Source organism: Flavobacterium commune, from assembly GCF_001857965.1.
Classification (GTDB): domain Bacteria; phylum Bacteroidota; class Bacteroidia; order Flavobacteriales; family Flavobacteriaceae; genus Flavobacterium; species Flavobacterium commune.
This window is the reverse complement of sequence record NZ_CP017774.1, coordinates 692,332-715,155: the sequence shown is the minus strand read 5'-3', so window position 1 is coordinate 715,155 and position 22,824 is coordinate 692,332. Positions and strand designations below refer to the sequence as shown.

The 22,824-nt window shown below is 35.3% G+C and carries 15 protein-coding genes and 2 tRNA genes; 9 read left to right on the top strand and 8 right to left on the bottom strand.

All coding sequences use genetic code 11. The features are described from left to right. Positions 1-16 precede the first annotated feature (16 nt). The 4 genes from BIW12_RS02960 to BIW12_RS02945 all read left to right on the top strand — a co-directional run bounded on the left by BIW12_RS02960 (position 17) and on the right by BIW12_RS02945 (position 1,593). Positions 17-985 (top strand): type I phosphomannose isomerase catalytic subunit, encoded by a 969-nt coding sequence (locus tag BIW12_RS02960; RefSeq protein ID WP_071183742.1) that lies wholly within the window; start codon positions 17-19, stop codon positions 983-985. 56 nt (positions 986-1,041) lie between these two features. Then, complete coding sequence (locus BIW12_RS02955; RefSeq protein ID WP_071183741.1) at positions 1,042-1,308, top strand: hypothetical protein; 267 nt, start codon at positions 1,042-1,044, stop codon at positions 1,306-1,308. Between the two features lie 79 nt (positions 1,309-1,387). Beyond that, positions 1,388-1,461, top strand: a tRNA-Thr gene (locus BIW12_RS02950). Positions 1,462-1,519: 58 nt separating this feature from the next. Further along, positions 1,520-1,593 (top strand) — tRNA-Thr (locus BIW12_RS02945). Positions 1,594-1,742: 149 nt separating this feature from the next. On the opposite strand, the gene lgt is transcribed toward BIW12_RS02945, so the two are convergent. From lgt to BIW12_RS02920, 5 genes are all read right to left on the bottom strand, one after another. Continuing rightward, positions 1,743-2,669, bottom strand: coding sequence for a prolipoprotein diacylglyceryl transferase (lgt, locus tag BIW12_RS02940; protein ID WP_071183740.1), 927 nt, complete (start codon positions 2,667-2,669; stop codon positions 1,743-1,745). A 60-nt stretch (positions 2,670-2,729) separates the two neighbouring features. Next, the gene (gene yidD, locus BIW12_RS02935; RefSeq protein ID WP_071183739.1) at positions 2,730-2,978 is read right to left on the bottom strand and encodes a membrane protein insertion efficiency factor YidD; all 249 of its coding nucleotides are present in this window, start codon (positions 2,976-2,978) and stop codon (positions 2,730-2,732) included. Positions 2,979-3,041: 63 nt separating this feature from the next. After that, positions 3,042-4,520 (bottom strand): cysteine--tRNA ligase, encoded by a 1,479-nt coding sequence (cysS, locus tag BIW12_RS02930; protein ID WP_071183738.1) that lies wholly within the window; start codon positions 4,518-4,520, stop codon positions 3,042-3,044. 59 nt (positions 4,521-4,579) lie between these two features. Beyond that, positions 4,580-5,251 carry a GTP cyclohydrolase I FolE gene (folE, locus tag BIW12_RS02925; RefSeq protein ID WP_071183737.1) on the bottom strand — a complete coding sequence of 224 codons (672 nt, stop codon included), beginning with the start codon at positions 5,249-5,251 and terminating at the stop codon, positions 4,580-4,582. A gap of 197 nt (positions 5,252-5,448) precedes the next feature. Then, positions 5,449-6,645: a pyridoxal phosphate-dependent aminotransferase gene (locus BIW12_RS02920; RefSeq protein ID WP_071183736.1), complete on the bottom strand. Its 1,197-nt coding sequence runs from the start codon at positions 6,643-6,645 to the stop codon at positions 5,449-5,451. A 124-nt stretch (positions 6,646-6,769) separates the two neighbouring features. Here BIW12_RS02920 and BIW12_RS02915 point away from each other — a divergent pair, with 124 nt between their 5' ends. Further along, positions 6,770-8,095, top strand: a complete 1,326-nt coding sequence (locus tag BIW12_RS02915) for a PDZ domain-containing protein (RefSeq protein WP_071183735.1) — start codon at positions 6,770-6,772, stop codon at positions 8,093-8,095. 47 nt (positions 8,096-8,142) lie between these two features. Here the strand turns inward: BIW12_RS02915 and BIW12_RS02910 are convergent, their stop codons facing one another. Beyond that, the gene (locus tag BIW12_RS02910; protein ID WP_071183734.1) at positions 8,143-8,532 is read right to left on the bottom strand and encodes a DUF1573 domain-containing protein; all 390 of its coding nucleotides are present in this window, start codon (positions 8,530-8,532) and stop codon (positions 8,143-8,145) included. A 159-nt stretch (positions 8,533-8,691) separates the two neighbouring features. On the opposite strand from BIW12_RS02910, the gene BIW12_RS02905 reads away from it, so the two are divergent. From BIW12_RS02905 to BIW12_RS02895, 3 genes are all read left to right on the top strand, one after another. Continuing rightward, complete coding sequence (locus BIW12_RS02905; RefSeq protein ID WP_071183733.1) at positions 8,692-11,325, top strand: valine--tRNA ligase; 2,634 nt, start codon at positions 8,692-8,694, stop codon at positions 11,323-11,325. 870 nt (positions 11,326-12,195) lie between these two features. After that, positions 12,196-17,418, top strand: a complete 5,223-nt coding sequence (locus BIW12_RS02900) for a hypothetical protein (RefSeq protein WP_157499465.1) — start codon at positions 12,196-12,198, stop codon at positions 17,416-17,418. Positions 17,419-17,612: 194 nt separating this feature from the next. Then, positions 17,613-18,143 (top strand): hypothetical protein, encoded by a 531-nt coding sequence (locus BIW12_RS02895; protein WP_071183731.1) that lies wholly within the window; start codon positions 17,613-17,615, stop codon positions 18,141-18,143. 47 nt (positions 18,144-18,190) lie between these two features. Here the strand turns inward: BIW12_RS02895 and BIW12_RS02890 are convergent, their stop codons facing one another. Both BIW12_RS02890 and BIW12_RS02885 read right to left on the bottom strand, forming a co-directional pair. Continuing rightward, complete coding sequence (locus tag BIW12_RS02890; protein WP_071183730.1) at positions 18,191-19,141, bottom strand: TerC family protein; 951 nt, start codon at positions 19,139-19,141, stop codon at positions 18,191-18,193. 106 nt (positions 19,142-19,247) lie between these two features. Further along, positions 19,248-20,264: a glutamine synthetase beta-grasp domain-containing protein gene (locus BIW12_RS02885; RefSeq protein ID WP_071183729.1), complete on the bottom strand. Its 1,017-nt coding sequence runs from the start codon at positions 20,262-20,264 to the stop codon at positions 19,248-19,250. Positions 20,265-20,539: 275 nt separating this feature from the next. On the opposite strand from BIW12_RS02885, the gene BIW12_RS02880 reads away from it, so the two are divergent. Beyond that, a complete protein-coding gene (locus tag BIW12_RS02880; protein ID WP_071186097.1) occupies positions 20,540-22,729 on the top strand; it encodes a glutamine synthetase III family protein in 2,190 nt (729 codons plus the stop codon). Positions 22,730-22,824 lie beyond the last annotated feature (95 nt).

Below are 22,824 nucleotides of genomic sequence, written 5' to 3'. Positions count from 1 at the left end.
AAAAACAAAAAATAAAATGATACAGAATCTATATCCATTACAATTTCAACCAATTTTAAAAGAACGAATTTGGGGTGGAGAAAAATTAAAAACAGTACTTAATAAAGCAATCGAATCGGCAACAACCGGTGAAAGTTGGGAATTGTCAACTGTTGAAGGCGACGTGAGTATTGTTGCAAATGGAGTGTTAAAAGGAAAATCATTGCTTGAAGTAATTGATGAGGCTCCAAATGAGATTTTAGGAACAGCGGTTTATCAAAAATTCGGGAAGCAATTTCCGTTACTTTTTAAATATCTGGATGCTCGTGAGGATTTATCCATTCAGGTGCATCCTAATGATGCCTTGGCTAAGGAACGTCATAATTCTTTTGGAAAAACAGAGATGTGGTACATCATGCAGGCTGATGATGATGCTCGTATTATTGTGGGTTTTAAAGAAAAATCGAATGCTAATGAATATTTAGAAAATCTTGAGAACAAAAGTTTGCTTTCTATATTGGATGATGTGAAAGTAAAATCGGGAGATGTGTTTTTTCTGGAAACAGGAACAGTTCATGCCATTGGAGCAGGCTTAGTGGTTGCCGAGATCCAGCAAACTTCTGATATTACGTATCGAATTTATGATTTTGACAGGGTAGATGCTCAGGGTAATGGAAGAGAATTGCATATTGATCAAGCTCTAGATGCTATTAATTATGACAAGGTTGATACTTATAAAGAATATACAAAAGAAGTAAATCAATCCAACGTTGTTGTTGACTGTCCTTATTTTACAACTAATTTTGTTCCTTTGGATGGAGAAGTATCTCTTGAGAAATCAGGGGATACTTTTACGGTTTATATGTGTGTGGAAGGAAGTTTTGAATTGGATTATAATGGTGTGAGGTACAGTTATAAAAAAGGAGATACAGTGTTGATTCCGGCTGCAATCAAAGAGTTTGTTTTGAGTGGAAAAGCTTCTATTTTAGAAATTTACATTTCATAGTGGCTAATAGAAAGTTTATGTGTACTTTTGCAAACGCAAATTAAAATTAAATAAAAATGGCAAACGTTAAGAATTTAAAGAAAGACATCAACTACGTTTTAGGAGATATTATTGAGGCGGTTTACTTGTTTGAAATTTCTACAACAGGAAAACCTACTGAAGAAACAAATAATTTAATTGACGAGGCTATTGCTGCTTTTGATAATTTAATCACAAAAGTGAATGCTAAGAATGTTGAAAATAAAAAAGCACACTTTAAGCAAATCAATGTAGAATTGGAACAAGTTGCAAATCAATTGATTGCTAAAATCAACCAATTGTAGTCAGTAAAAAGCGAAAAAAAGTGCAGATTTCCTTTGGAAAAAAGAAATTCAGCTGTATATTTGCACTCGTAATAATGACGCCGATGTAGCTCAGCTGGCTAGAGCAGCTGATTTGTAATCAGCAGGTCGTGGGTTCGAGTCCCTCTATCGGCTCTTAGTAAAACCACTTAAGGAATTAGGTGGTTTTTTATTGAAATTGACATTATTACAGGCCGATGTAGCTCAGCTGGCTAGAGCAGCTGATTTGTAATCAGCAGGTCGTGGGTTCGAGTCCCTCTATCGGCTCTTAAGTAAAACCATCTAAGAAATTAGGTGGTTTTTTTGTGAAAACAAATTCCAAATTTTTAAATTCCAATTGTTTTAAAATTTGGAATTTTAACATAAAAAAATGCCGTCTATTAGGTTAGACGGCATTTTTTTTATGTGATAAAGTTTTATATTTTGACAGGTTTCTCGGCTGTGAATATAAAATAGAAACCAATTAGGATAAACGGAATACTTAGCCATTGACCTGTTGAAAGTAATCCTAAAGCATTTTCAAATCCTCCCTGACTTTCTTTTACTGATTCGACTACCATACGAACTGAAAATAAGAGCACAAGGAAAAGGCCAAATAAGAATCCGGATTTTTTTCTGGCTTCGGTTTTCCAGTATAGAAAGAATAATATAGCAAGTACAAAAACATAACAGAAGGCTTCGTATAGCTGGGTTGGGTGTTTAATGGGAACCTGCGCCAGTAAATTGGCAAATTTTGGATTTGTTGCGATGGCATTAAAGGCTTCTTTGGGATTGGCTATTTGTGTTGCGTTAACCGCATCGGCTTTGCTGTAATAGTCCTGAATAAATTTTATTCCAAAAGGTGAGTTGGTTTCTTTTCCAACAATTTCTGAATTGAAAAAATTACCCAATCTAACAAAAATAGCACCACTTGCAACAGCAATAACTACGCGGTCCAAAATCCAAAGTATTGGTCGTTTTAAGATGTTTTTACTATAATAGTACATGGCAATTATTATCGAAATTGCAGCACCATGACTGGCTAATCCCTGAAATCCGGTGAATTCAAATTTAGGAGAAAACCTAAAAGGCAAAAAGATTTCGAGTAAATGATTTCTAAAATATTCCCAGTCGTAAAAAAACACGTGTCCCAGTCTGGCGCCGATTAATGTGGCAAGTACTGTCCAAACAAATAGCGAGTCCAGTTTGTCTATGGATTCATTTTCACGTTCGAAAATGTTTTTCATAATATACCAACCTAATCCAAAAGCAACTACAAACATTAGGCTGTAAAATCGAATTACAAAGAAACCTAAATCTATACCTTCGGATGGATTCCATACGATATTTAAACTGTGTATCATGTGTTTTGTTTTATAGTTGTAAAATTAAATATTTAAAGTAAAACCAGTACTAATTAAAGGTTAATGTTTGTGATTGCATTTCTTTTCGGGTACCGGATCATAACCGCTTTTTCCCCAGGGATGACAGCTTAGGATTCTTTTAATGCCTAAAAAACCTCCGTAAAACAATCCGTGCATTTTTAAAGCTTCAATCATATATGCTGAACAAGTAGGTGTAAATCTGCAAGCTGCCGGCATGAGCGGAGAGATAACCAGCTGATAGCAACGTACCAATAATACAAATGGAAATATGATAATTTTTGAAAACATTTTTATTGTTTTATCTAATGGTTTTGAGATTCATAAAAGAATGTTTTCAATAAAATCTCAAAACTAAATACTGAAACTTGTTCCTTCTTTACTGTCTTTTAGTTGGATTCCTAAAGCAAGCAATTGGTCTCTGATATGGTCAGACATAGCGAAATCTTTATCAGCACGCGCTTTGTTTCGCATACCAATTAACATATTGATTGTGCCTTCTAATTTGTCGTTACTGTTGTCAGTTGCTTTTTGATTTTCGAGTCCAAGGACATCAAAAACAAAAGAATGTATGGTTGTAGCAAGTGTTTCAAGATCAGCGGCACTAATACTTTCTTTGTTTTCTTTTAGTAAGTTGATAAAGCGAACACCTTCAAATAATTGCGCAATTAAAATAGGAGTGTTGAAATCGTCATTCATTGCGTCATAGCAAAGTTGTTTCCAGTCAGCAATGTCTAAGCTGCTGTTTGAGCTGGTTTTTATTTGCTTTAGCGAATCAATTGCTTCCATAAGTCTCTTGTATCCTTTTTCGGCAGCAACAATGGCTTCGTCCGAAAAGTCAAGAATGCTGCGGTAATGTGCTTGTAGCATAAAAAAACGTGCTACTGATGCCGGGAAAGCTTTGCTTAAAACGGTGTTTTCGCCGGTTAAAATTTCTCTTGGTAAAATGTTGTTTCCGGTTGATTTGGCCATTTTTTTACCGTTTAAGGTAAGCATGTTGGCGTGCATCCAGTAATTTACCGGAGTTTGTCCTGTGCAGGCTTCGTTTTGAGCTATTTCGCATTCGTGGTGAGGGAATTTTAAATCCATTCCGCCGCCGTGAATGTCAAAATGATTGCCAAGGTATTTGGTGCTCATGGCGGTGCATTCTAAATGCCAGCCAGGGAAACCATCGCTCCACGGTGAAGGCCAACGCATGATGTGTTGTGGTTCGGCTTTTTTCCATAAAGCAAAATCCTGAGGATTTCTCTTGTCAGATTGTCCGTCAAGATCCCGGGTGTTAGCAAGCATGTCTTCGATATTGCGCCCGCTTAATTTTCCGTAATTATTGGTTTTGTTAAATTTAACCACGTCAAAATAAACCGATCCGTTGGCTTCGTAACCAATTCCCGAATCAATTATTTTTTTGATAATTTCGATTTGCTCAATAATATGGCCTGTTGCGGTAGGTTCGATACTGGGAGGCAGGAAGTTGAATGCTTTTAGAATTTCGTGAAAATCGACTGTATAACGCTGTACGACTTCCATAGGTTCTAATTGCTCTAAGCGTGCTTTTTTGGCAATTTTATCTTCACCTTCATCTACATCATCGACGATGTGACCTACATCGGTGATGTTTCTAACATATCTTACTTTGTAGCCTAAATGTGTAAAATATCTGAAAATCACATCAAAAGACATGAAAGTTCTTAGGTTTCCAAGGTGTACATTACTATAAACTGTTGGTCCGCAAACATACATTCCAATACTGCCTTCGTTTATAGGTACAAAAGTTTCTTTCTCTCCAGAGAGTGAATTGTATATTTTTAGTGTTTGAGTATTGTAAATTGACATGTTTTATTTTTTATCGAAAATATAATTTAGGGCTTTTGATTCAAAAGAATATTGTGTTTTTAGAATCTGGTTTCTAATTTGATATAGTCTAAAAATTCTCTTTTGCATTGTACTTCTTTGAATTTTCCGCCAAATTCAGATGTAACGGTGCTGCTTTCAATATCACTGATTCCTCTTGAATTCACACAAAGATGTTTAGCGTCAATAACGCAGGCCACATCTTCGGTTCCTAAAGCTTTTTGTAATTCTTGTACAATTTGCATTGTAAGACGCTCTTGTACCTGAGGTCTTTTAGAGTAATATTCTACAATTCGGTTCATTTTTGATAAACCAATAACTCTTCCGTTTGAAATGTAAGCCACGTGAGCTCTACCTATAATTGGTAATAAGTGATGCTCGCAGGTAGAATAAACAATAATGTTTTTTTCGACTAACATCTCACCGTATTTGTAGTTGTTGTCAAAGGTAGAAGCTTTTGGTTTTTTGTTTGGATTTAGTCCGCCAAAAATTTCCTTTACAAACATTTTAGCTACACGGTTAGGTGTACCTTTTAAGCTGTCGTCGTTTAGATCCATCCCAAGTGTTAGAAGGATGTTTTCGACATCTTTTTTTATTTTGTCAATTTTTTCATCATCCGAAATTGCGAAAGCGTCCTCTCGCATTGGATTTTTTGCACTTGAACTAATGTGATTGTCTCCGATTTCGTCGTGCAGTTCTTCGTTTTGTATCATTAAATACTACTATTATAGTGGGTGTATATTTTTAAGGCTGTAAAGATAATTAATATAAATTAAAGAATTTCTATAGCTTTTGATAAAAAATCAGCTCTTTTTGGTCGCTAATTTAACAATGATTTTAAACAAACAAAGACAATAACTTTAAATGGGTTATTGTCTTTGTTAATAGGTTTTAAAAGAAATATAAGTCCTTATCTTGCGTTGTAAGTTGCAATTGCATCTTTTAAAATATGAACAGCTCTTGTCAGGTCTTCTTTGTTAAGTACATAAGCAATACGCACTTGTTTTAAACCCATTCCCGGAGTCGAATAAAATCCTGCCGCGGGAGCCACCATAACGGTTTCTTTGTTTAGGTTGTAACTTTCTAACAACCATTGTGCAAAGGTTTCGGTATTGTCAACCGGAAGTTCGGCTATACAATAAAAAGCGGCTTTAGGTGGAGTAACTTTTACACCTTCAATTTTGTGTAATTCGGTGATTAGTGTATCTCTTCTTTCTTTGTATTCTGTAATTACTTCGTCAAAATAACTTTGAGGGGTGTCAATAGCTGCCTCGCAGGCAATTTGTTCAATTGTAGGAGGACACAAACGAGCCTGCGCAAATTTCATTGCTGCTGCAATAACTTCCTTGTTTTTAGTGACCATACAGCCAATTCGAGCACCACACATACTGTAACGTTTTGAAACGGAATCAATCATGATTACATTTTGCTCTAAACCAATCAGATTCATTACTGAATAATGACGGTCTTTTTCGTCGTATATAAATTCGCGATACACTTCGTCAGCAATTAAAAACAAATCGTGTTTTTTTACTAACTCGCCTAATTGTTGAATTTCTGTTTCCGAATATAAGTTTCCTGTTGGGTTACTTGGATTACAAATTAATATTGCTTTGGTTTTAGGCGTAATCAGTTTTTCGAAAGCTTCAATTGAAGGCAGGGTAAAGCCGCTTTCGAAATCTGAGTTTACCGGAATTACAGTAGCACTTGATTCCTCAGAGAAAGCGTGGTAATTAGCGTAAAAAGGTTCCGGAATGATTACTTCGTCTCCCGGATCCATTATGCTGCCTAAAGCAAACAATAAGGCTTCCGAACCACCGGTGGTAATCATAATATCGGTATAATCGACCCTTACATTTTGATTGGTGTAAAATTGCGCTAATTTTTTACGGTAACTTTCATAACCGGCTGATGGACCATACTCAATGATGTCCATATTGATATTCTTAATGGCCTGGATGGCTATTTCGGGACTTTTTATATCGGGTTGACCTATGTTTAAATGGTACACTTTCAAGCCTTTTTTGTTAGCTATGTCAGCGTAAGGAGCCAATTTTCGAATTGGCGATTCAGGCATTCTTCGGCCTCTTATTGAAATCTCAGGCATGTTAATAAAAATTTGCTGCAAATTTGCGATTTTTTTTTTGAACTAGCCTATCTATCCCTTTACAATTTGAAAATATATGAATTTAAAAGCAGGATTTTTATTAACTTTATAGAAACTGCGATTCATGAAAAAAATAGTGCTCTTTTTTTTCTTATTTGGTTTTGTAATTCCTGTTCTTTCACAGGAGGGTTTTGAATTTGCTGAAAATAAAACTGATAAAGTCAGAGTTAAGGCTCAGGTGATTAATAATCTGGTTTTTATTCCTATTAATGTAAACGGAGAGCGGTTGTTATTTTTATTGGATTCAGGAGTTGAAGAAACCATTTTGTTTGGTTTTGAAGATCCTGAAAAGATTCATTTGCAACATGTAGAGAAAATAAAAATTAGAGGTTTAGGAGAAAATGAAGGAGTAGATGGGGTTAAATCTTCGGGGAATGTTTTGGCTATAGGTGAGATGAAATCTAAGGAGCATTTTTTATACTTAATTACCGATTTGTCTTTTGATTTGTCCAGTTTTGTAGGGATTACGGTCAATGGAATTATAGGGCATTCGGCTTTTAAAAATCATTTGGTTGCTATTGATTATCGTAATAGCGAAGTGGTTTTTTACAAGCCGAATTCTAAATTTCAGAAAAAGATGGAGAAAGAATATGCTAAAATTCCGCTACTTATTGAAAGAAGGAAGCCTTATGTAAATGCCTTAGTAAAGATGGATACTGAGGATGTTGTAGTAAAATTGCTGATTGATTCCGGAAATAGTGATGCGATTTGGCTTTTTGATAAGGTTTCGAATAAAATTAAAGTTCCTCAAAAACATTTTGATGACTATTTAGGACATGGTTTAGGAGGTGTTGTCGAGGGGAAGCGGGGACGTGTAACTCAATTTTCGATTGCCGATTTTAAATTTGATTTGCCTATTGTAGCTTTTCCGGATTCTGTTTCGATAAAAAATATTAGTTTAACTAATGACCGACTCGGCTCTTTAGGAGGGGAAATATTAAGGCGATTTTCGGTTGTTTTTGATTATGACCGTCAGTTACTGTTTTTAAAGAAAAACAAATCGTATAAAGCTTCATTTTATTATAACAAAAGCGGAATTGAATTGTGGCAATCAGGGGTACAATGGGTAAGACGCCTGATTGTAGTTGAGGATAATTCAATTGTAATAGATCGTGGGAATTTAGAAAAAAACACAGCAAACCTTAAGTATAAAATGGAGTTGAAGCCCGTTTATGAAATAGGTTATATCAGAGAAAATTCAAATGCGGCAAAAAGTGGTTTGCTGACAGGTGATGTTCTGGTTGCTGTTGATGGAAAAGAGGTGTATAATTATTCGTTGCAGGAAGTTAATTCGCTTTTGTGGTCAGAGAATGAAATTTGGATTGAGTTAAAAGTGGTTAGAGAGGGAAAACAGATGACTTTTAAGTTTCAATTACTTAATATTATATAAAAAATGCTTTTTAGACCAATATCTAAAAAGCATTTTTTGTATAAAAGCTACAATGAAGTAACTTCACCTTTGATTTTTAAAGGAATTCGACCATTATCATAATTAATGGCGTTTGATTCTACTGTGATTGTTTTTCTAATTGGTCCGGGAACTATGTTGTATTTAATGTCAATTTTACTTGATTTCCCCGGTAAAACAGTTTCATTTTGTTTGGATAAAACAGTACAACTGCTTGTTGATTGGACAGAGTAAATAATCAGCGGTGCGTCTCCGGTATTAGTATATTCAAAAGAACGAATTCCGTTATCACTTTGTTTGTTAATTGTTCCGTAATCGATAGTGTTGTTTTTAGCTTTGAATTCTATTTTAGCTCCTTTTTGAGCAAATCCAATATAGCTAAATAATAAGATTGCTGCGAACGTGGCTATTTTTTTCATGGTTGTTGGTATTAATAAAGTAAATATACTTTCTTTTAATTAGTGCACAAATTTTTATTTCCCTTTTTATAGTGTGCATTATTATTTACTTTTGTTCCCGATTTATAAATGACAAAAATTAGACCAAAAGGCTATTTTGGTTTTTAAAGCTTACTTTTTATGGCTATTCCTGCACAATTTGACGCTAAAACGATTGAGAATAAATGGTATGATTACTGGATGAAGAACAACTATTTCCATTCAGAACCCGACCACAGAACACCTTATACCATTGTAATTCCTCCACCTAATGTTACCGGAGTTTTGCACATGGGGCACATGTTGAATAATACCATTCAGGATGTTTTAATTCGTAGAGCACGTTTGAAAGGATTTAATGCTTGCTGGGTGCCGGGAACCGATCACGCTTCTATTGCTACCGAAGCTAAGGTTGTTGCTAAATTGAAAGCCGAAGGAATCAATAAAAACGATTTAACTCGTGAGGAATTTTTGAAGCATGCCTGGGAATGGACTGACAAGTATGGTGGAACAATTCTAGAACAGCTTAAAAAGTTAGGAGCTTCTTGTGATTGGGAACGTACTAAATTCACCATGGATCCTGATATGTCAGCATCTGTAATTAAATCGTTTGTTGATTTGTATAACAAAGGTTTGATTTACCGTGGATACCGAATGGTAAACTGGGATCCGGAAGCTAAGACAACCCTTTCTGATGAGGAGGTAATTTATGAAGAACGCAATGGAAAATTATTTTTCTTAAAATATAAAATAGAAGGCAGTGAAGACTTTTTGACAGTAGCTACCACACGTCCTGAAACTATTTTTGGAGATACTGCAATCTGTATCAATCCAAACGATGAGCGCTTTACCCATTTGAAAGGGAAAAAAGCAATTGTTCCTATTTGTGGTCGTGTAATTCCAATTATTGAAGATGAATATGTAGATGTTGAATTCGGTACAGGATGTTTGAAAGTGACTCCTGCGCATGATATGAATGATAAAACGCTTGGTGAAAAACACAATCTTGAAATCGTTGATATTTTTAATGAAGATGCTACGCTAAATAGTTTTGGATTGCATTATCAGGGAAAAGATCGTTTTGTGGTTCGTACTGAAATTGCAAAAGAATTAGAAGAAAATGGTGCTTTGGCGAAGACCGAAATCCATTTGAATAAAGTAGGAACTTCTGAAAGAACTAAAGCCGTAATCGAACCAAGATTATCTGATCAATGGTTTTTGAAAATGGAAGATTTGGTAAAACCGGCAATCAAATCGGTTTTAGTTGATGGCGATATTAAATTGCATCCAGCTCGTTTTAATAATACTTATGCGCATTGGTTAAACAATATCCGCGATTGGAATATTTCTCGTCAATTATGGTGGGGACAACAAATTCCAGCCTATTATTATGGAGACGGAAAAGAAGACTTTGTAGTTGCTGAAACTATCGAAGAAGCTTTGGCATTAGCCAAAGAAAAAACTGCTAACTCCCAACTTCAAACTTCCGATTTAAAACAAGATGTAGATGCCTTAGATACCTGGTTTTCTTCTTGGTTATGGCCAATGTCCGTTTTTGGAGGAATCATGGATCCGGAAAGTTCGGATTATAAATATTATTATCCAACAAACGACTTGGTAACAGGTCCGGATATTTTGTTTTTTTGGGTTGCCAGAATGATTATCGCTGGTTATGAATATGCTGGTGAAAAACCGTTTACGAATGTATATTTAACAGGTTTGGTTCGTGACAAACAACGTCGTAAGATGTCTAAATCTTTGGGTAATTCTCCTGATCCTTTAGATTTAATTGAGAAGTTTGGTGCTGATGGTGTTCGTGTTGGATTGTTGTTGAGTGCTTCGGCAGGAAATGATATTATGTTTGATGAAGAATTATGTAATCAAGGAAAAGGATTTTCGAATAAAATTTGGAATGCCTTCAAATTGATTAAAGGTTGGGAAGTTTCAGAAACTATTCCGCAGCCGGAATCATCAAAAGTAGCGATTGAATGGTATGAGGCTAAGTTGCAGCAAACCTTAGCTGAAATTGAAGACAATTTTGAAAAATACAGAATTTCAGATGCATTGATGGCCATTTACAAACTGGTTTGGGATGATTTCTGTTCCTGGTTCCTTGAGATGATTAAACCAGCTTACCAACAACCAATTGATAAACCTACGTTTGATAAAGCAATCGAAATGTTGGAGAATAACCTGAAATTGTTACATCCATTCATGCCGTTTTTGACAGAGGAAATTTGGCAGCATATTGCCGAAAGAACTCCGGAAGAAGCTTTGATTGTTTCAACCTGGCCAGAAATGAAAGCTTTTGATTCCAAATTAATTCAGAATTTTGATTTTGCAGCCGAAGTGATTTCCGGAATCAGAACAATTCGTAAAGACAAAAACATTCCTTTTAAAGATGTTATCGAATTAAAGGTGATGAATAATGATAAAGTGACAACTTATTTTGATGCAGTGATTACTAAGTTAGGAAATGTTAGTGATATAGAATATGTTTCTGAAAAAGTAGATTCAGCCTTGTCTTTCCGTGTGAAATCAAATGAATATTTTATCCCGATTACCGGAAATATCAATATCGAAGAAGAAATTGAAAAATTGAATGCCGAGTTGGTGTATATCAAAGGATTTTTGAAATCAGTACAGGCTAAATTATCTAATGAGAAATTTGTGGCTGGAGCTCCTGAGAAAGTAATTGCTAATGAGCGACAAAAAGAAGCTGATGCTTTAGCTAAGATTGAAACTCTTGAACAAAGTTTGTTGAGTTTGAAATAGTATTTCGTTTGAATGATATAAAAAAGCCAAAATAGATTTTGTTTTATTTTGGCTTTTTTTGTGTCTCATTCACAGTTGTTTAGCTGTGTTTTTTAATAGTTTTTTTATTATAGTTATTCGGTTTTTTTTATTTTTTAGTCTGGATTTTTGCATTTTGTCGATTAAAAAAAGCGGATAATCTATTTTAAGGTTTTGTTAACATTTAGGTCTTTTATTAAAAATTAACTTTGAAAGACAAAATAAAATTCAGACCATTTTATTTTGTTGTTTCTTTAGTTTTATTTCGAAAAAAAACTATTTTTTTAAGTTACCCCAAACTTATTTTTAACCTACTGGATGCGTTAATTTTTTAGAATAATTTTATTGGCATTGTTGGTTAATATCAAAAGATTGAATTGTCATTCTTTGAGTTATTCCGTTAATTGATTGATGGCTTTGCGTTTTTCTGCGAAGGTGTTTGTTACAAGTTTTCTACCCCCACATTCTGAAAACAACTGCTTTTTAGCCTTTTTGATTTTTGAATATTTTTTTAAAAATGGTTATTGGTTAATACTAAAAGATTGAATTTGTCATTCTTTCAGTTATTCCGTTAATTGATTGATGGCTTCGTGGTTTTCTGCGAAGGTGTTTATTACAAGTTTTCTACCCCCACATTCTGAAAACAGTTGCTTTTAACCTTTTTTTAATCACTGGAAACTATTTCTATGATAGTTATTGGTTAATAAGGGGATATTCACTTATCCTTTGTTTGATGATTTACTTCATGGCTTCTGGCTATGCGGGTGTTTTTGCAATTCTTTTTTTCGATACTTTTTCCCCAAATTTTAGTTTCCTACCTAAGTAATTTATGAAATAAAAATACTTTATGTCATGGAAAATAATACAATTTCGAAGTTTTTCGATGTCTTAACGCGCAAATTAGCGACTTGCCTTTTAACGAAAAACAGTATTCTTAAATTTTTTAATGTAGATTATTTGTCAAGATTTTGGCAGGCTATGTGGCATCAGTCAGTAGTGCGGTCAATGCTCTTGTTTGTAATTTTAATGATGGCTTATACGGTCAATGCACAAAATATCAAGGGAATCGTGCCGGTACAGTATCCTATTAGTGGTTCAGGTGTTGACGGAGATGCCTGGGCACATGAACCTATTAATACTATTTATCAAAACGTAGGGGATTTGTTTGACAGGCAATTTGGTAATCCTGATTACCCACTGGATATGACGAACAATGGTGTTCTTGACTTTTCTAATGGTTCTCTTCTTTATCCTGGGTTTACTTTTTTTCTACAAGATCGCTATGTAGATGACCTTACTATATTTACTGCATCCAATAAGATAAATGACAATCCTAATACTTATACCTGGGGAGCCGGTTCTTCTCCTAATAAAAATGAGATTCAAAATGCTGGAGCTCATTTTTCTTATGGTAGCGCTTCTGTAGAAGGAGGAGAAAGTATTGATGGATTAACATTTGTTAACGGAACGAACAGATTCGGAAATCCAACTGATTTATGGTGTCTTTTTGCAGGTGATCGTCAGGTTACTAACGGAAGTAGCTATATTGATTTTGAGTTTTTACAAAAACCTTTAACTATAACTGGTGCAACATTTGGACCTGTAGATCCTAATACTGGTATAGCGCCTATTACCGGAGGTAGTGGTGCGTTTTCTACTTTGGGTACCCAAGGAGGTCGTACAGTAGGAGATGTGTTGATTACCATAGAGTTTACTCAGGGTGGTGGTGACGCTACTGTTGTAATTAGAGTTTGGAAAGCTGTAGGAAGCGGATTTGAATATGTTGTAGTTCCTAATACTACTTTTCCCGGAAATGTTTTTTGTACCAATAACAGTGTGACCACTACAGTTCCTTTTGATGCTTATGGTGTTACTCCGGGTACTTATGCTCCTAATCAATGGGCAGAAGGAGCTATCAATTTAACAGAAGTATTTAAAAATACCAGTCCTAATGATCCGTGTTTTAATATTAGTACACTATTTATTAGAACCCGATCTTCAGGGAATTCTGCTCAGTCAGAGTTAAAAGATTTTCCCGGGGCTCCAATTCAGTTGAATTTGAATTTAATTCCAATAGCTAATGCTGGAGCAGACTTTGCGATGACTTGTATTACTAATCCAAATGGTAAAGAAATTGGAGAAGCTCCAGAAGCAGGATTTACCTATTCTTGGTCACCAACTACAGGTTTAAGTGATCCTAATATTGCTAATCCTATTGCCAATCCATTGGTTAGTACTACTTATACTGTGACAAAAACTAAGACAGGTACGGTTTGTAGTGCTACTGATAGTGTGGATGTGACAGTAAATAAACCAACAGTTGTAGCAGTTGCGGGAGATGACTTTACTAAAACCTGTACCACAAATGCAAATGGCGGTACCATTGGAGAAGCTTCAGCTGCGGGTTATACTTATTCCTGGTCTTCTATGCCAGCCGGCTTTAGTTCTTCTTTATCTAATCCATCTGTAAATCCATCTGTAACTACTACTTATACAGTAACTAAAACACATACTGCTTCAGGTTGTAGTGATACTGATGAAGTAACTGTTACTGTAGATAAACCAGATGTGTTAGCCAATGCCGGAACTGATTTTACCATAAGTTGTATTGCTAATACAAGTGGTGGATCAATTGGAGAAGCTTCAGCTGCGGGTTATACTTATTCCTGGACTTCTATTCCAGCCGGCTTTAGTTCTTCTTTAGCTAATCCATCTGTAAATCCATCTGTAACTACTACTTATACAGTAACTAAAACACACACCGCTTCAGGTTGTAGTGATACTGATGAGGTAACTGTTACAGTAAATAAACCAACAGTTGTAGCAGTTGCGGGAGATGACTTTACTAAAACCTGTACCGCAAATGCAAATGGCGGTACCATTGGAGAAGCTTCAGCTGCGGGTTATACTTATTCCTGGACTTCTATGCCAGCCGGCTTTAGTTCTTCTTTATCTAATCCATCTGTCAATCCATCTGTAACTACTACTTACACAGTAACTAAAACACATACTGCTTCAGGTTGTAGTGATACTGATGAAGTAACTGTTACTGTAAATAAACCAGATGTGTTAGCTAATGCCGGAACTGATTTTACCATAAGTTGTATTGCTTATACAAGTGGTGGATCAATTGGAGAAGCTTCAGCCGCGGGTTATACTTATTCCTGGACTTCTATTCCAGCCGGCTTTAGTTCCTCTTTAGCTAACCCATCTGTAAATCCATCTGTAACTACTACTTATACAGTAACTAAAACACATACTGCTTCAGGTTGTAGTGATACTGATGAGGTGACTGTTACAGTAAATAAACCAACAGTTGTAGCAGTTGCGGGAGATGACTTTACTAAAACCTGTACCACAAATGCAAATGGCGGTACCATTGGAGAAGCTTCAGCCGCGGGTTATACTTATTCCTGGTCTTCTATGCCAGCCGGTTTTAGTTCTTCTTTATCTAATCCATCTGTCAATCCATCTGTAACTACTACTTATACAGTAACTAAAACACATACTGCTTCAGGTTGTAGTGATACTGATGAAGTAACTGTTACTGTAAATAAACCAGATGTGTTAGCCAATGCCGGAACTGATTTTACCATAAGTTGTATTGCTAATACAAGTGGTGGATCAATTGGAGAAGCTTCAGCCGCGGGTTATACTTATTCCTGGACTTCTATTCCAGCCGGCTTTAGTTCTTCTTTAGCTAATCCATCTGTAAATCCATCTGTAACTACTACTTATACAGTAACTAAAACACACACCGCTTCAGGTTGTAGTGATACTGATGAGGTGACTGTTACAGTAAATAAACCAACAGTTGTAGCAGTTGCGGGAGATGACTTTACTAAAACCTGTACCGCAAATGCAAATGGCGGTACCATTGGAGAAGCTTCAGCTGCGGGTTATACTTATTCCTGGACTTCTATGCCAGCCGGCTTTAGTTCTTCTTTATCTAATCCATCTGTCAATCCATCTGTAACTACTACTTACACAGTAACTAAAACACATACTGCTTCAGGTTGTAGTGATACTGATGAAGTAACTGTTACTGTAAACAAACCAGATGTGTTAGCCAATGCCGGAACTGATTTTACCATAAGTTGTATTGCTAATACAAGTGGTGGATCAATTGGAGAAGCTTCAGCCGCGGGTTATACTTATTCCTGGACTTCTATTCCAGCCGGCTTTAGTTCTTCTTTATCTAATCCATCTGTAAATCCATCTGTAACTACTACTTATACAGTAACTAAAACACACACCGCTTCAGGTTGTAGTGATACTGATGAGGTGACTGTTACAGTAAATAAACCAACAGTTGTAGCAGTTGCGGGAGATGACTTTACTAAAACCTGTACCACAAATGCAAATGGCGGTACCATTGGAGAAGCTTCAGCCGCGGGTTATACTTATTCCTGGACTTCTATGCCAGCCGGTTTTAGTTCTTCTTTATCTAATCCATCTGTCAATCCATCTGTAACTACTACTTATACAGTAACTAAAACACATACTGCTTCAGGTTGTAGTGATACTGATGAAGTAACTGTTACTGTAAATAAACCAGATGTGTTAGCCAATGCCGGAACTGATTTTACCATAAGTTGTATTGCTAATACAAGTGGTGGGTCAATTGGAGAAGCTTCAGCCGCGGGTTATACTTATTCCTGGACTTCTATTCCAGCCGGCTTTAGTTCTTCTTTAGCTAACCCATCTGTAAATCCATCTGTAACTACTACTTATACAGTAACTAAAACACACACCGCTTCAGGTTGTAGTGATACTGATGAAGTAACCGTTACTGTGAATAAAGAGTTGCCAAATGCTAATGCTGGTTCAGACGGTTTGATATTATGTGGTACTTCTTCTGTAATGCTTTTAGGGTCTTCTACAACTCAAGGGGCAACATTTGCCTGGGTTGCCAGCAACGGTGGAAACATAGTTTCAGGTGTTGATACAGCTACTCCAACAGTAAATGCCGCCGGTACTTATACTTTAACTGTTACTAATCCGGCTAATGGATGTACTTCAACAGATGCAGCAATGGTATCAGTACAAATTTGTTCAGATGCATTATGTACTTATACCCAAGGATACTATGGAAACATTGGAGGTATGTCTTGTGCTCCTGATGGACTAGGTGGATTTGCAAGTTATACAACCAAAGCACTTATTGAAAAAGCCTTGGCTTCTTATGGAGGTGCTATGTATGTTGGTATAAAAGATGTGCGTCATGTTTCAATCATGAATAATATGACTGATATTGATGCTATCATAGCGGTGTTGCCAGGCGGAGGTATGAGTAAAGCACTTCCTACCGGTCCTAATAATGGATTGCATTCAATAAGTAATTTGCCTCAAAGTTTATTGAAAGATGGAAATATCAATAATACTTTATTAGCTCAAACTATTGTTTTAGGTTTGAACTTAGGTATAAATGGACAACTTGGTGATTTTGAATTACAAGCTGGAACTTTTGCAACAGCAGCTTCAGAAGGAGGTTGTGGATCTGATACTCCAAAAATACGTTCTTGTAATCCTGATGGGACAACAAATAATGAGTATGAGTTCTACAGTATTCCAGCTAATATTGTAACTGCTTTAGGAGGTAATGCTACTGTTCAGGGATTGTATGCTTTGGCAAATCAAGCTCTGGGTGGAGGAGATACCAATGGTGTTTCACTAAGTGCTATTGCAGATGTGGTTGATAAAATCAATAACGCTTTTGACGAATGTAGAATACCTGTTGGTTATGGTATTGAGCCATTAGATTGTCCGGTTATTGAAACAATAACTACAATGTCATTAATGCAGGCTGATTTGGCAGGTTTTGTAGCTTATCCGGTTCCGGTTGATGGTCAGTTGTCTATTCAATGTACTTTTGATTATACTTCTGATGCGACCATTGAGGTGTTCGATAGTAAAAACCAAATGGTTTATACTAAATCACAAGCACAATGTTCTAATGGTACAGTAATTACATTAGATTATAATTTTAATAGCGAACAACAACAGGTTTTCTATATAAGATTAACAACTAGTCAGGGTTCTACGACTCATGATGTGATATCTGCAGCTAAATAAAAAAATAAATAAATCTTAATTTTAATTAAAGCACCCGTTTGATAGCGGGTGCTTTTTTGTTGGTAGTACTGTTGTGAATTGCATGGATTGTGTCTTTCGGCAGGCAGGAAAAGAAAAATTTCATCGAAAAATAAATTTTGGCACAATTAATGAATACTAGATTACAAACCTTAACCATTTAAAAATTTATAGTCATGAAAAAAATAATAACACTTTTTGCCTTTGTTAGCTTTTTAGCTGTTTCCAGTTGTACTACTTCGGATGATAACTTTCAGCCAGACAATGATACTATTAGTGAAGTCTTTCAATTAACCAATGTGAATTTTGGTTTTAATTCTGAAGATGGGTATAATATTTATGAAGAATTAAATCCTGTACTCTTTAATGAGGATGTTATTTTAATTTATAGAAAAGTTGGATCGATAAGTGGTACAAATTCACCTATTTGGGAACAAATACCAAGAACAATTTATAACTCTAATGGAGAAGTCGATTATGATTTTGATTTTAGTGTTGGACATTTTATAATTTATGCGCGAGCAACCTATAATTTAGCACTGACTCCGGAATATTTAAATAATCAAACTTTTAGAATTGTTATTGTGCCAGGTTCTCCTTCTGGAACAGCGAAATTTGCTAATAATGTTAAAGAAGATTATTCTGATTATAATGCTGTTATCAAGAAATATAATATTGATGATAGTAATGTTAAAGAGCTGAATTAATATTTTATGAAAAAATAAAAAAAGGAAATCTCTCGATTTCCTTTTTTTTATGCTTTTTTGTTTCGTTTGTCTTTTTGTATTGAGACAATGATTCCTGAGAGTAGCGCCACTGCGATAAAAGCTAAAGAAGCCCATTCCGGCAGATTGACAAATTTGTGGAAAATCATTTTGAATCCTACAAAACTTAAAATGGCAATCAAACTGTATTCCAGATAGCTGAATTTTTCCAGCATATTGGCTAAAAAGAAATACATGGAACGCAGTCCTAAAATGGCAAAAATATTCGAACTAAATACCAGAAACGGATCGGAGGTAATGGCTAAAATAGCCGGTACGCTATCTAAGGCAAAGATAATGTCCATAACCTCAATAAGAATCAAGGCTACAAATAATGGGGTTGCGGTATTGGTATTGTTGATTTTTATAAAAAAATGTTCGCCGTCTATTTTTGTAGTAATAGGGGTTAGTTTTTTTAAGTATTTGTATATTACAGAATTGTGAGGGTCGTATTCGTGGTCTTCTTTTGTAATTAGCATTTTGATGGCTGTGTAAATCAAAAAGGCTCCAAATAAATAAGTTGTCCAGGCGAATTTATTGATAATCATTACTCCAAAATAAATCATGAGTCCTCTAAATGCAATGGCTCCAATGATTCCCCAAAATAAAACACGGTGTTGGTATTTTTTTGGAATTCTAAAAGAAGAAAAGATAATAGCAATTACAAAAATATTATCAATACTTAATGAAAGTTCGATAAGATAACCTGTGATATACTTTATTGTAGCAGCCATAGGTTTTAGCTGATCAGGGTTTGCTACGTAGTTGTTACTATACAACCAGTAAACTACAGTTGAAAAAAGGAAAGACAATGAAACCCAAATTCCGGTCCATTTTCCGGCTTCTTTTGAGCTGATTTCGTGAGGCGTTTTGTTGAAAATTCCCAAATCTAAAGCCAGGAATAATAAAATAGCACTTATGAAGCAAATCCAAACTATCATGATAATTGTTTTTGTGTTTTTGCAAAGATAGTTGTTTGTGTCTTACTTTTAATATAAAAAAAAAGTGCTTCCATTTCTGAAAGCACTTTTGAATTGTATATAAAAATTACAAAGCAGATTTAACTGTTTTGATAATTCTTGCAGCAATTTTGTATGGATCACCGTTAGAAGCTGGTCTTCTGTCTTCTAGCCATCCTTTCCATCCTTTTTGAACAGTCATCAAAGGAATACGGATAGAACATCCTCTGTCAGATACTCCGTAAGAGAAGTCGTTGATAGAAGCAGTTTCGTGTTTACCAGTTAAACGTTGCTCATTGTAAGCTCCGTAAACAGCAATATGCTCTTTAGTTACAGGACGGAAAGCCTCACAAATTCTCTCGTAAGTTTCTTGAGAACCACATGTTCTTAATACTTCGTTAGAGAAGTTAGCGTGCATACCAGAACCATTCCAGTCAGTATCTCCTAGTGGTTTTGGATGGTATTCAATATAGTAACCATATTTCTCAGTCAAACGATCTAATAAGTAACGAGCAACCCAGATTTCATCACCTGCTTTTTTAGCTCCTTTAGCGAATAATTGGAATTCCCATTGTCCACAAGCAACCTCTTGGTTGATTCCTTCAAAGTTGATTCCAGCATCAATACATAAGTTAGCGTGCTCTTCAACTAATTTTCTTCCGTGAGTGTTTTTTCCACCTACTGAACAGTAGTACATTCCTTGTGGAGCAGGGTATCCACCTACAGGGAAACCTAATGGTAATAAAGTTTTAGTATCCATGATGAAGTACTCTTGTTCGAAACCAAACCAGAAATCATCATTGTCATCATCAATAGTAGCTCTTCCGTTAGAAGGATGTGGAGTTCCATCAGCATTCATAACCTCACACATTACTAACCATCCGTTAATACGCTCTGGATCTGGATAGATAGCAACTGGTACTAATAGACAATCAGATGAACCACCTTCAGCTTGTTTTGTAGAAGAACCGTCAAAAGACCAGTTTCCTATTTCTTCTAAAGTTCCTTGAAAGTTTTCGTGTTCTTCAACTTTTGTTTTACTTCTAAGATTTTGAGTTGGTTCGTAACCATCTAACCAAAGGTACTCTAACTTTATTTTTGCCATAATAATATAAATTAATTTTCTTGATTTTAACTGAGGTGCAAATATAGAATATTTTTTTTAGTGCTGAAAACCTTGGGGTGTCTTTTGTTTAAATGGATGTTATTTTTTGGATTACTATATTTTGACGGGGGGTATATTTAAAAAATAGCAATTTTGAAGCTAAATAAAAAGCAATTTGATAATGGGTTAGCGGGCTGATTTTAGTGTTAGATTCTTTATCTTTGTGTTTTTTAATTATAAAATTGATTATTAACAGTTTAATAAATACTTTAAAAATGTCAACAATACGTTTTCAAGCATTAAGAGAGGCTTCTAATAGAAAAGCGGTTCATTTTGAAGAAACCAATAGAAAATCAAGCATTTTTGGAACAAATGTTTTTAACGAAAAGGCAATGAAGCAATATTTGACTTCAGATGCTTTTAAAGCTGTACAAGGAGCTATTGAACATGGAACAAAAATAGACAGAAAATTGGCTGATTATATCGCGATGGGTATGAAAGAGTGGGCTTTGGCTAAAGGAGTTACTCATTATACACACTGGTTTCAGCCTCTAACAGGAACAACAGCTGAGAAACATGACGCTTTTTTTGAAACTTCTTTTGATGGAAGTGATCCGGTAGAGAAATTTGGGGGAGCACAATTGGTTCAACAAGAACCGGATGCTTCCAGTTTTCCAAACGGAGGAATCAGGAATACTTTTGAAGCCCGAGGATACACGGCTTGGGATCCAACTTCTCCAGCATTTATATATGGTACTACCTTATGTATTCCTACCGTTTTTATTTCTTATACAGGAGAAGCATTAGATAACAAAATTCCTTTATTAAGAGCTTTGGCTGTTATGGATGAAGCGGCTACTGAAGTTTGTCGTTATTTTGATAAGAATGTCAAAAAAGTTACAGCAACCTTAGGTTGGGAACAAGAATATTTCCTGGTAGATAAGGCTTTGGCGCATTCTCGTCCTGATTTGATGATGACAGGAAGAACTTTGTTAGGGCATACATCGGCAAAAGGTCAACAATTAGATGATCATTATTTTGGGTCAATTCCTACTCGCGCTTTGACTTATATGCGTGATTTGGAACAAGAATGTATGTTGCTTGGAATTCCGGTTAAAACGCGTCATAATGAAGTTGCGCCAAATCAATTTGAGTTAGCACCAATTTTCGAAGAAACAAATCTGGCTGTGGATCATAACTGTCTTTTGATGGATATTATGCAAAAAGTAGCCGAACGTCATGATTTTAAAGTGTTGTTGCATGAAAAACCTTTTAAAGGTGTAAATGGTTCCGGGAAACACAACAACTGGTCATTGGCAACTGACACTGGAGTGAATCTATTGAGTCCTAGTAAAACTCCAATGAGTAATTTGCAGTTCTTGACTTTCTTTATTAATACCATCAAAGCGGTAAATGATTATGAAGAATTGTTGCGTGCTTCGATTGCAACGGCTAGCAATGACCATCGTTTAGGAGCTAATGAAGCGCCGCCTGCAATCATTTCGGTATTTATTGGAGAACAACTGACTAAAGTTTTGGCTGAATTAGAAAGTGTAACCACAGGAAAATTATCTCCAGAAGAAAAAACCGATTTAAAATTAAACGTAGTAGGGAAAATTCCAGAGGTAATTTTAGATAATACCGATAGAAACAGAACATCACCTTTTGCTTTTACAGGAAATAAATTTGAGTTTAGAGCGGTAGGTTCTTCAGCAAATTGTTCGAATGCAATGACTACTTTAAATACCATTGTTGCTAAGCAATTGAGAGATTTTAAAGTGGAAGTTGATGCTTTGATTGATTCAAAAGCAATGAAAAAAGATGATGCTATTTTTAATGTTTTGAGAGAGTATATCAAGGTTTCAAAAGATATTCTTTTTGAAGGTGACGGTTATAGCGAGGCCTGGGAAAAAGAAGCTAAGAAAAGAGGATTGAGTAATTTTAAAACAACACCTGAAGCCCTAAAAGCTAGAGCATCAAAACAAGCACTTGATTTGTTTTCTGAATTAGGAATTATGAATCATGTGGAAGTGGAAGCACGCTACGAAATTGAATTAGAAGAATACACTAAGAAAATCCAAATTGAAAGTAGGGTTTTAGGAGATATTTCGAAAAATCATGTTATCCCAACAGCTATTCGTTATCAAAATACTTTGATTGAAAATGTAAAAGGCTTGAAAGATATTTTTGGAAAAGAATTTGAATCAATTGCTAAAGAGCAAATTGGTTTGATAAAAGAGATTTCTACTCATATCGAAGGTATCAATGCTAAAGTTGAGGAGATGCGTAATGAAAGAAAAAATGCGAATGCTTTGAATAATGCTCAAAAAACAGCTGAAGCTTATTGTAATAAAGTAAAACCGTATTTTGAAATCATTAGAAACCACTGTGATAAATTAGAGTTGTTAGTTGATAATGAATTATGGACACTAACTAAATACAGAGAGTTATTGTTTACTAAATAATTAAGATATTGTTTGTTGTAGAAAATGCCTATTCGTTTTGGATAGGCATTTTTTAGTTTTCTAAGTTGTTGTTAAAATTTGTTTTTTTGACGAAA

What these genes read in the sequence shown, in the direction of transcription:
- BIW12_RS02955 (WP_071183741.1), top strand. Translation starts at nt 1,042, where the DNA reads ATGGCAAACGTTAAGAATTTAAAGAAAGACATCAACTACGTTTTAGGA.
- BIW12_RS02895 (WP_071183731.1), top strand. Translation starts at nt 17,613, where the DNA reads ATGAAAAAAATAATAACACTTTTTGCCTTTGTTAGCTTTTTAGCTGTT.
- BIW12_RS02890 (WP_071183730.1), bottom strand. Translation starts at nt 19,141, where the DNA reads ATGATAGTTTGGATTTGCTTCATAAGTGCTATTTTATTATTCCTGGCT.
- BIW12_RS02920 (WP_071183736.1), bottom strand. Translation starts at nt 6,645, where the DNA reads ATGCCTGAGATTTCAATAAGAGGCCGAAGAATGCCTGAATCGCCAATT.
- yidD (WP_071183739.1), bottom strand. Translation starts at nt 2,978, where the DNA reads ATGTTTTCAAAAATTATCATATTTCCATTTGTATTATTGGTACGTTGC.
- BIW12_RS02915 (WP_071183735.1), top strand. Translation starts at nt 6,770, where the DNA reads ATGAAAAAAATAGTGCTCTTTTTTTTCTTATTTGGTTTTGTAATTCCT.
- cysS (WP_071183738.1), bottom strand. Translation starts at nt 4,520, where the DNA reads ATGTCAATTTACAATACTCAAACACTAAAAATATACAATTCACTCTCT.
- BIW12_RS02880 (WP_071186097.1), top strand. Translation starts at nt 20,540, where the DNA reads ATGTCAACAATACGTTTTCAAGCATTAAGAGAGGCTTCTAATAGAAAA.
- folE (WP_071183737.1), bottom strand. Translation starts at nt 5,251, where the DNA reads ATGATACAAAACGAAGAACTGCACGACGAAATCGGAGACAATCACATT.
- BIW12_RS02900 (WP_157499465.1), top strand. Translation starts at nt 12,196, where the DNA reads ATGGAAAATAATACAATTTCGAAGTTTTTCGATGTCTTAACGCGCAAA.
- BIW12_RS02885 (WP_071183729.1), bottom strand. Translation starts at nt 20,264, where the DNA reads ATGGCAAAAATAAAGTTAGAGTACCTTTGGTTAGATGGTTACGAACCA.
- BIW12_RS02960 (WP_071183742.1), top strand. Translation starts at nt 17, where the DNA reads ATGATACAGAATCTATATCCATTACAATTTCAACCAATTTTAAAAGAA.
- BIW12_RS02905 (WP_071183733.1), top strand. Translation starts at nt 8,692, where the DNA reads ATGGCTATTCCTGCACAATTTGACGCTAAAACGATTGAGAATAAATGG.
- BIW12_RS02910 (WP_071183734.1), bottom strand. Translation starts at nt 8,532, where the DNA reads ATGAAAAAAATAGCCACGTTCGCAGCAATCTTATTATTTAGCTATATT.
- lgt (WP_071183740.1), bottom strand. Translation starts at nt 2,669, where the DNA reads ATGATACACAGTTTAAATATCGTATGGAATCCATCCGAAGGTATAGAT.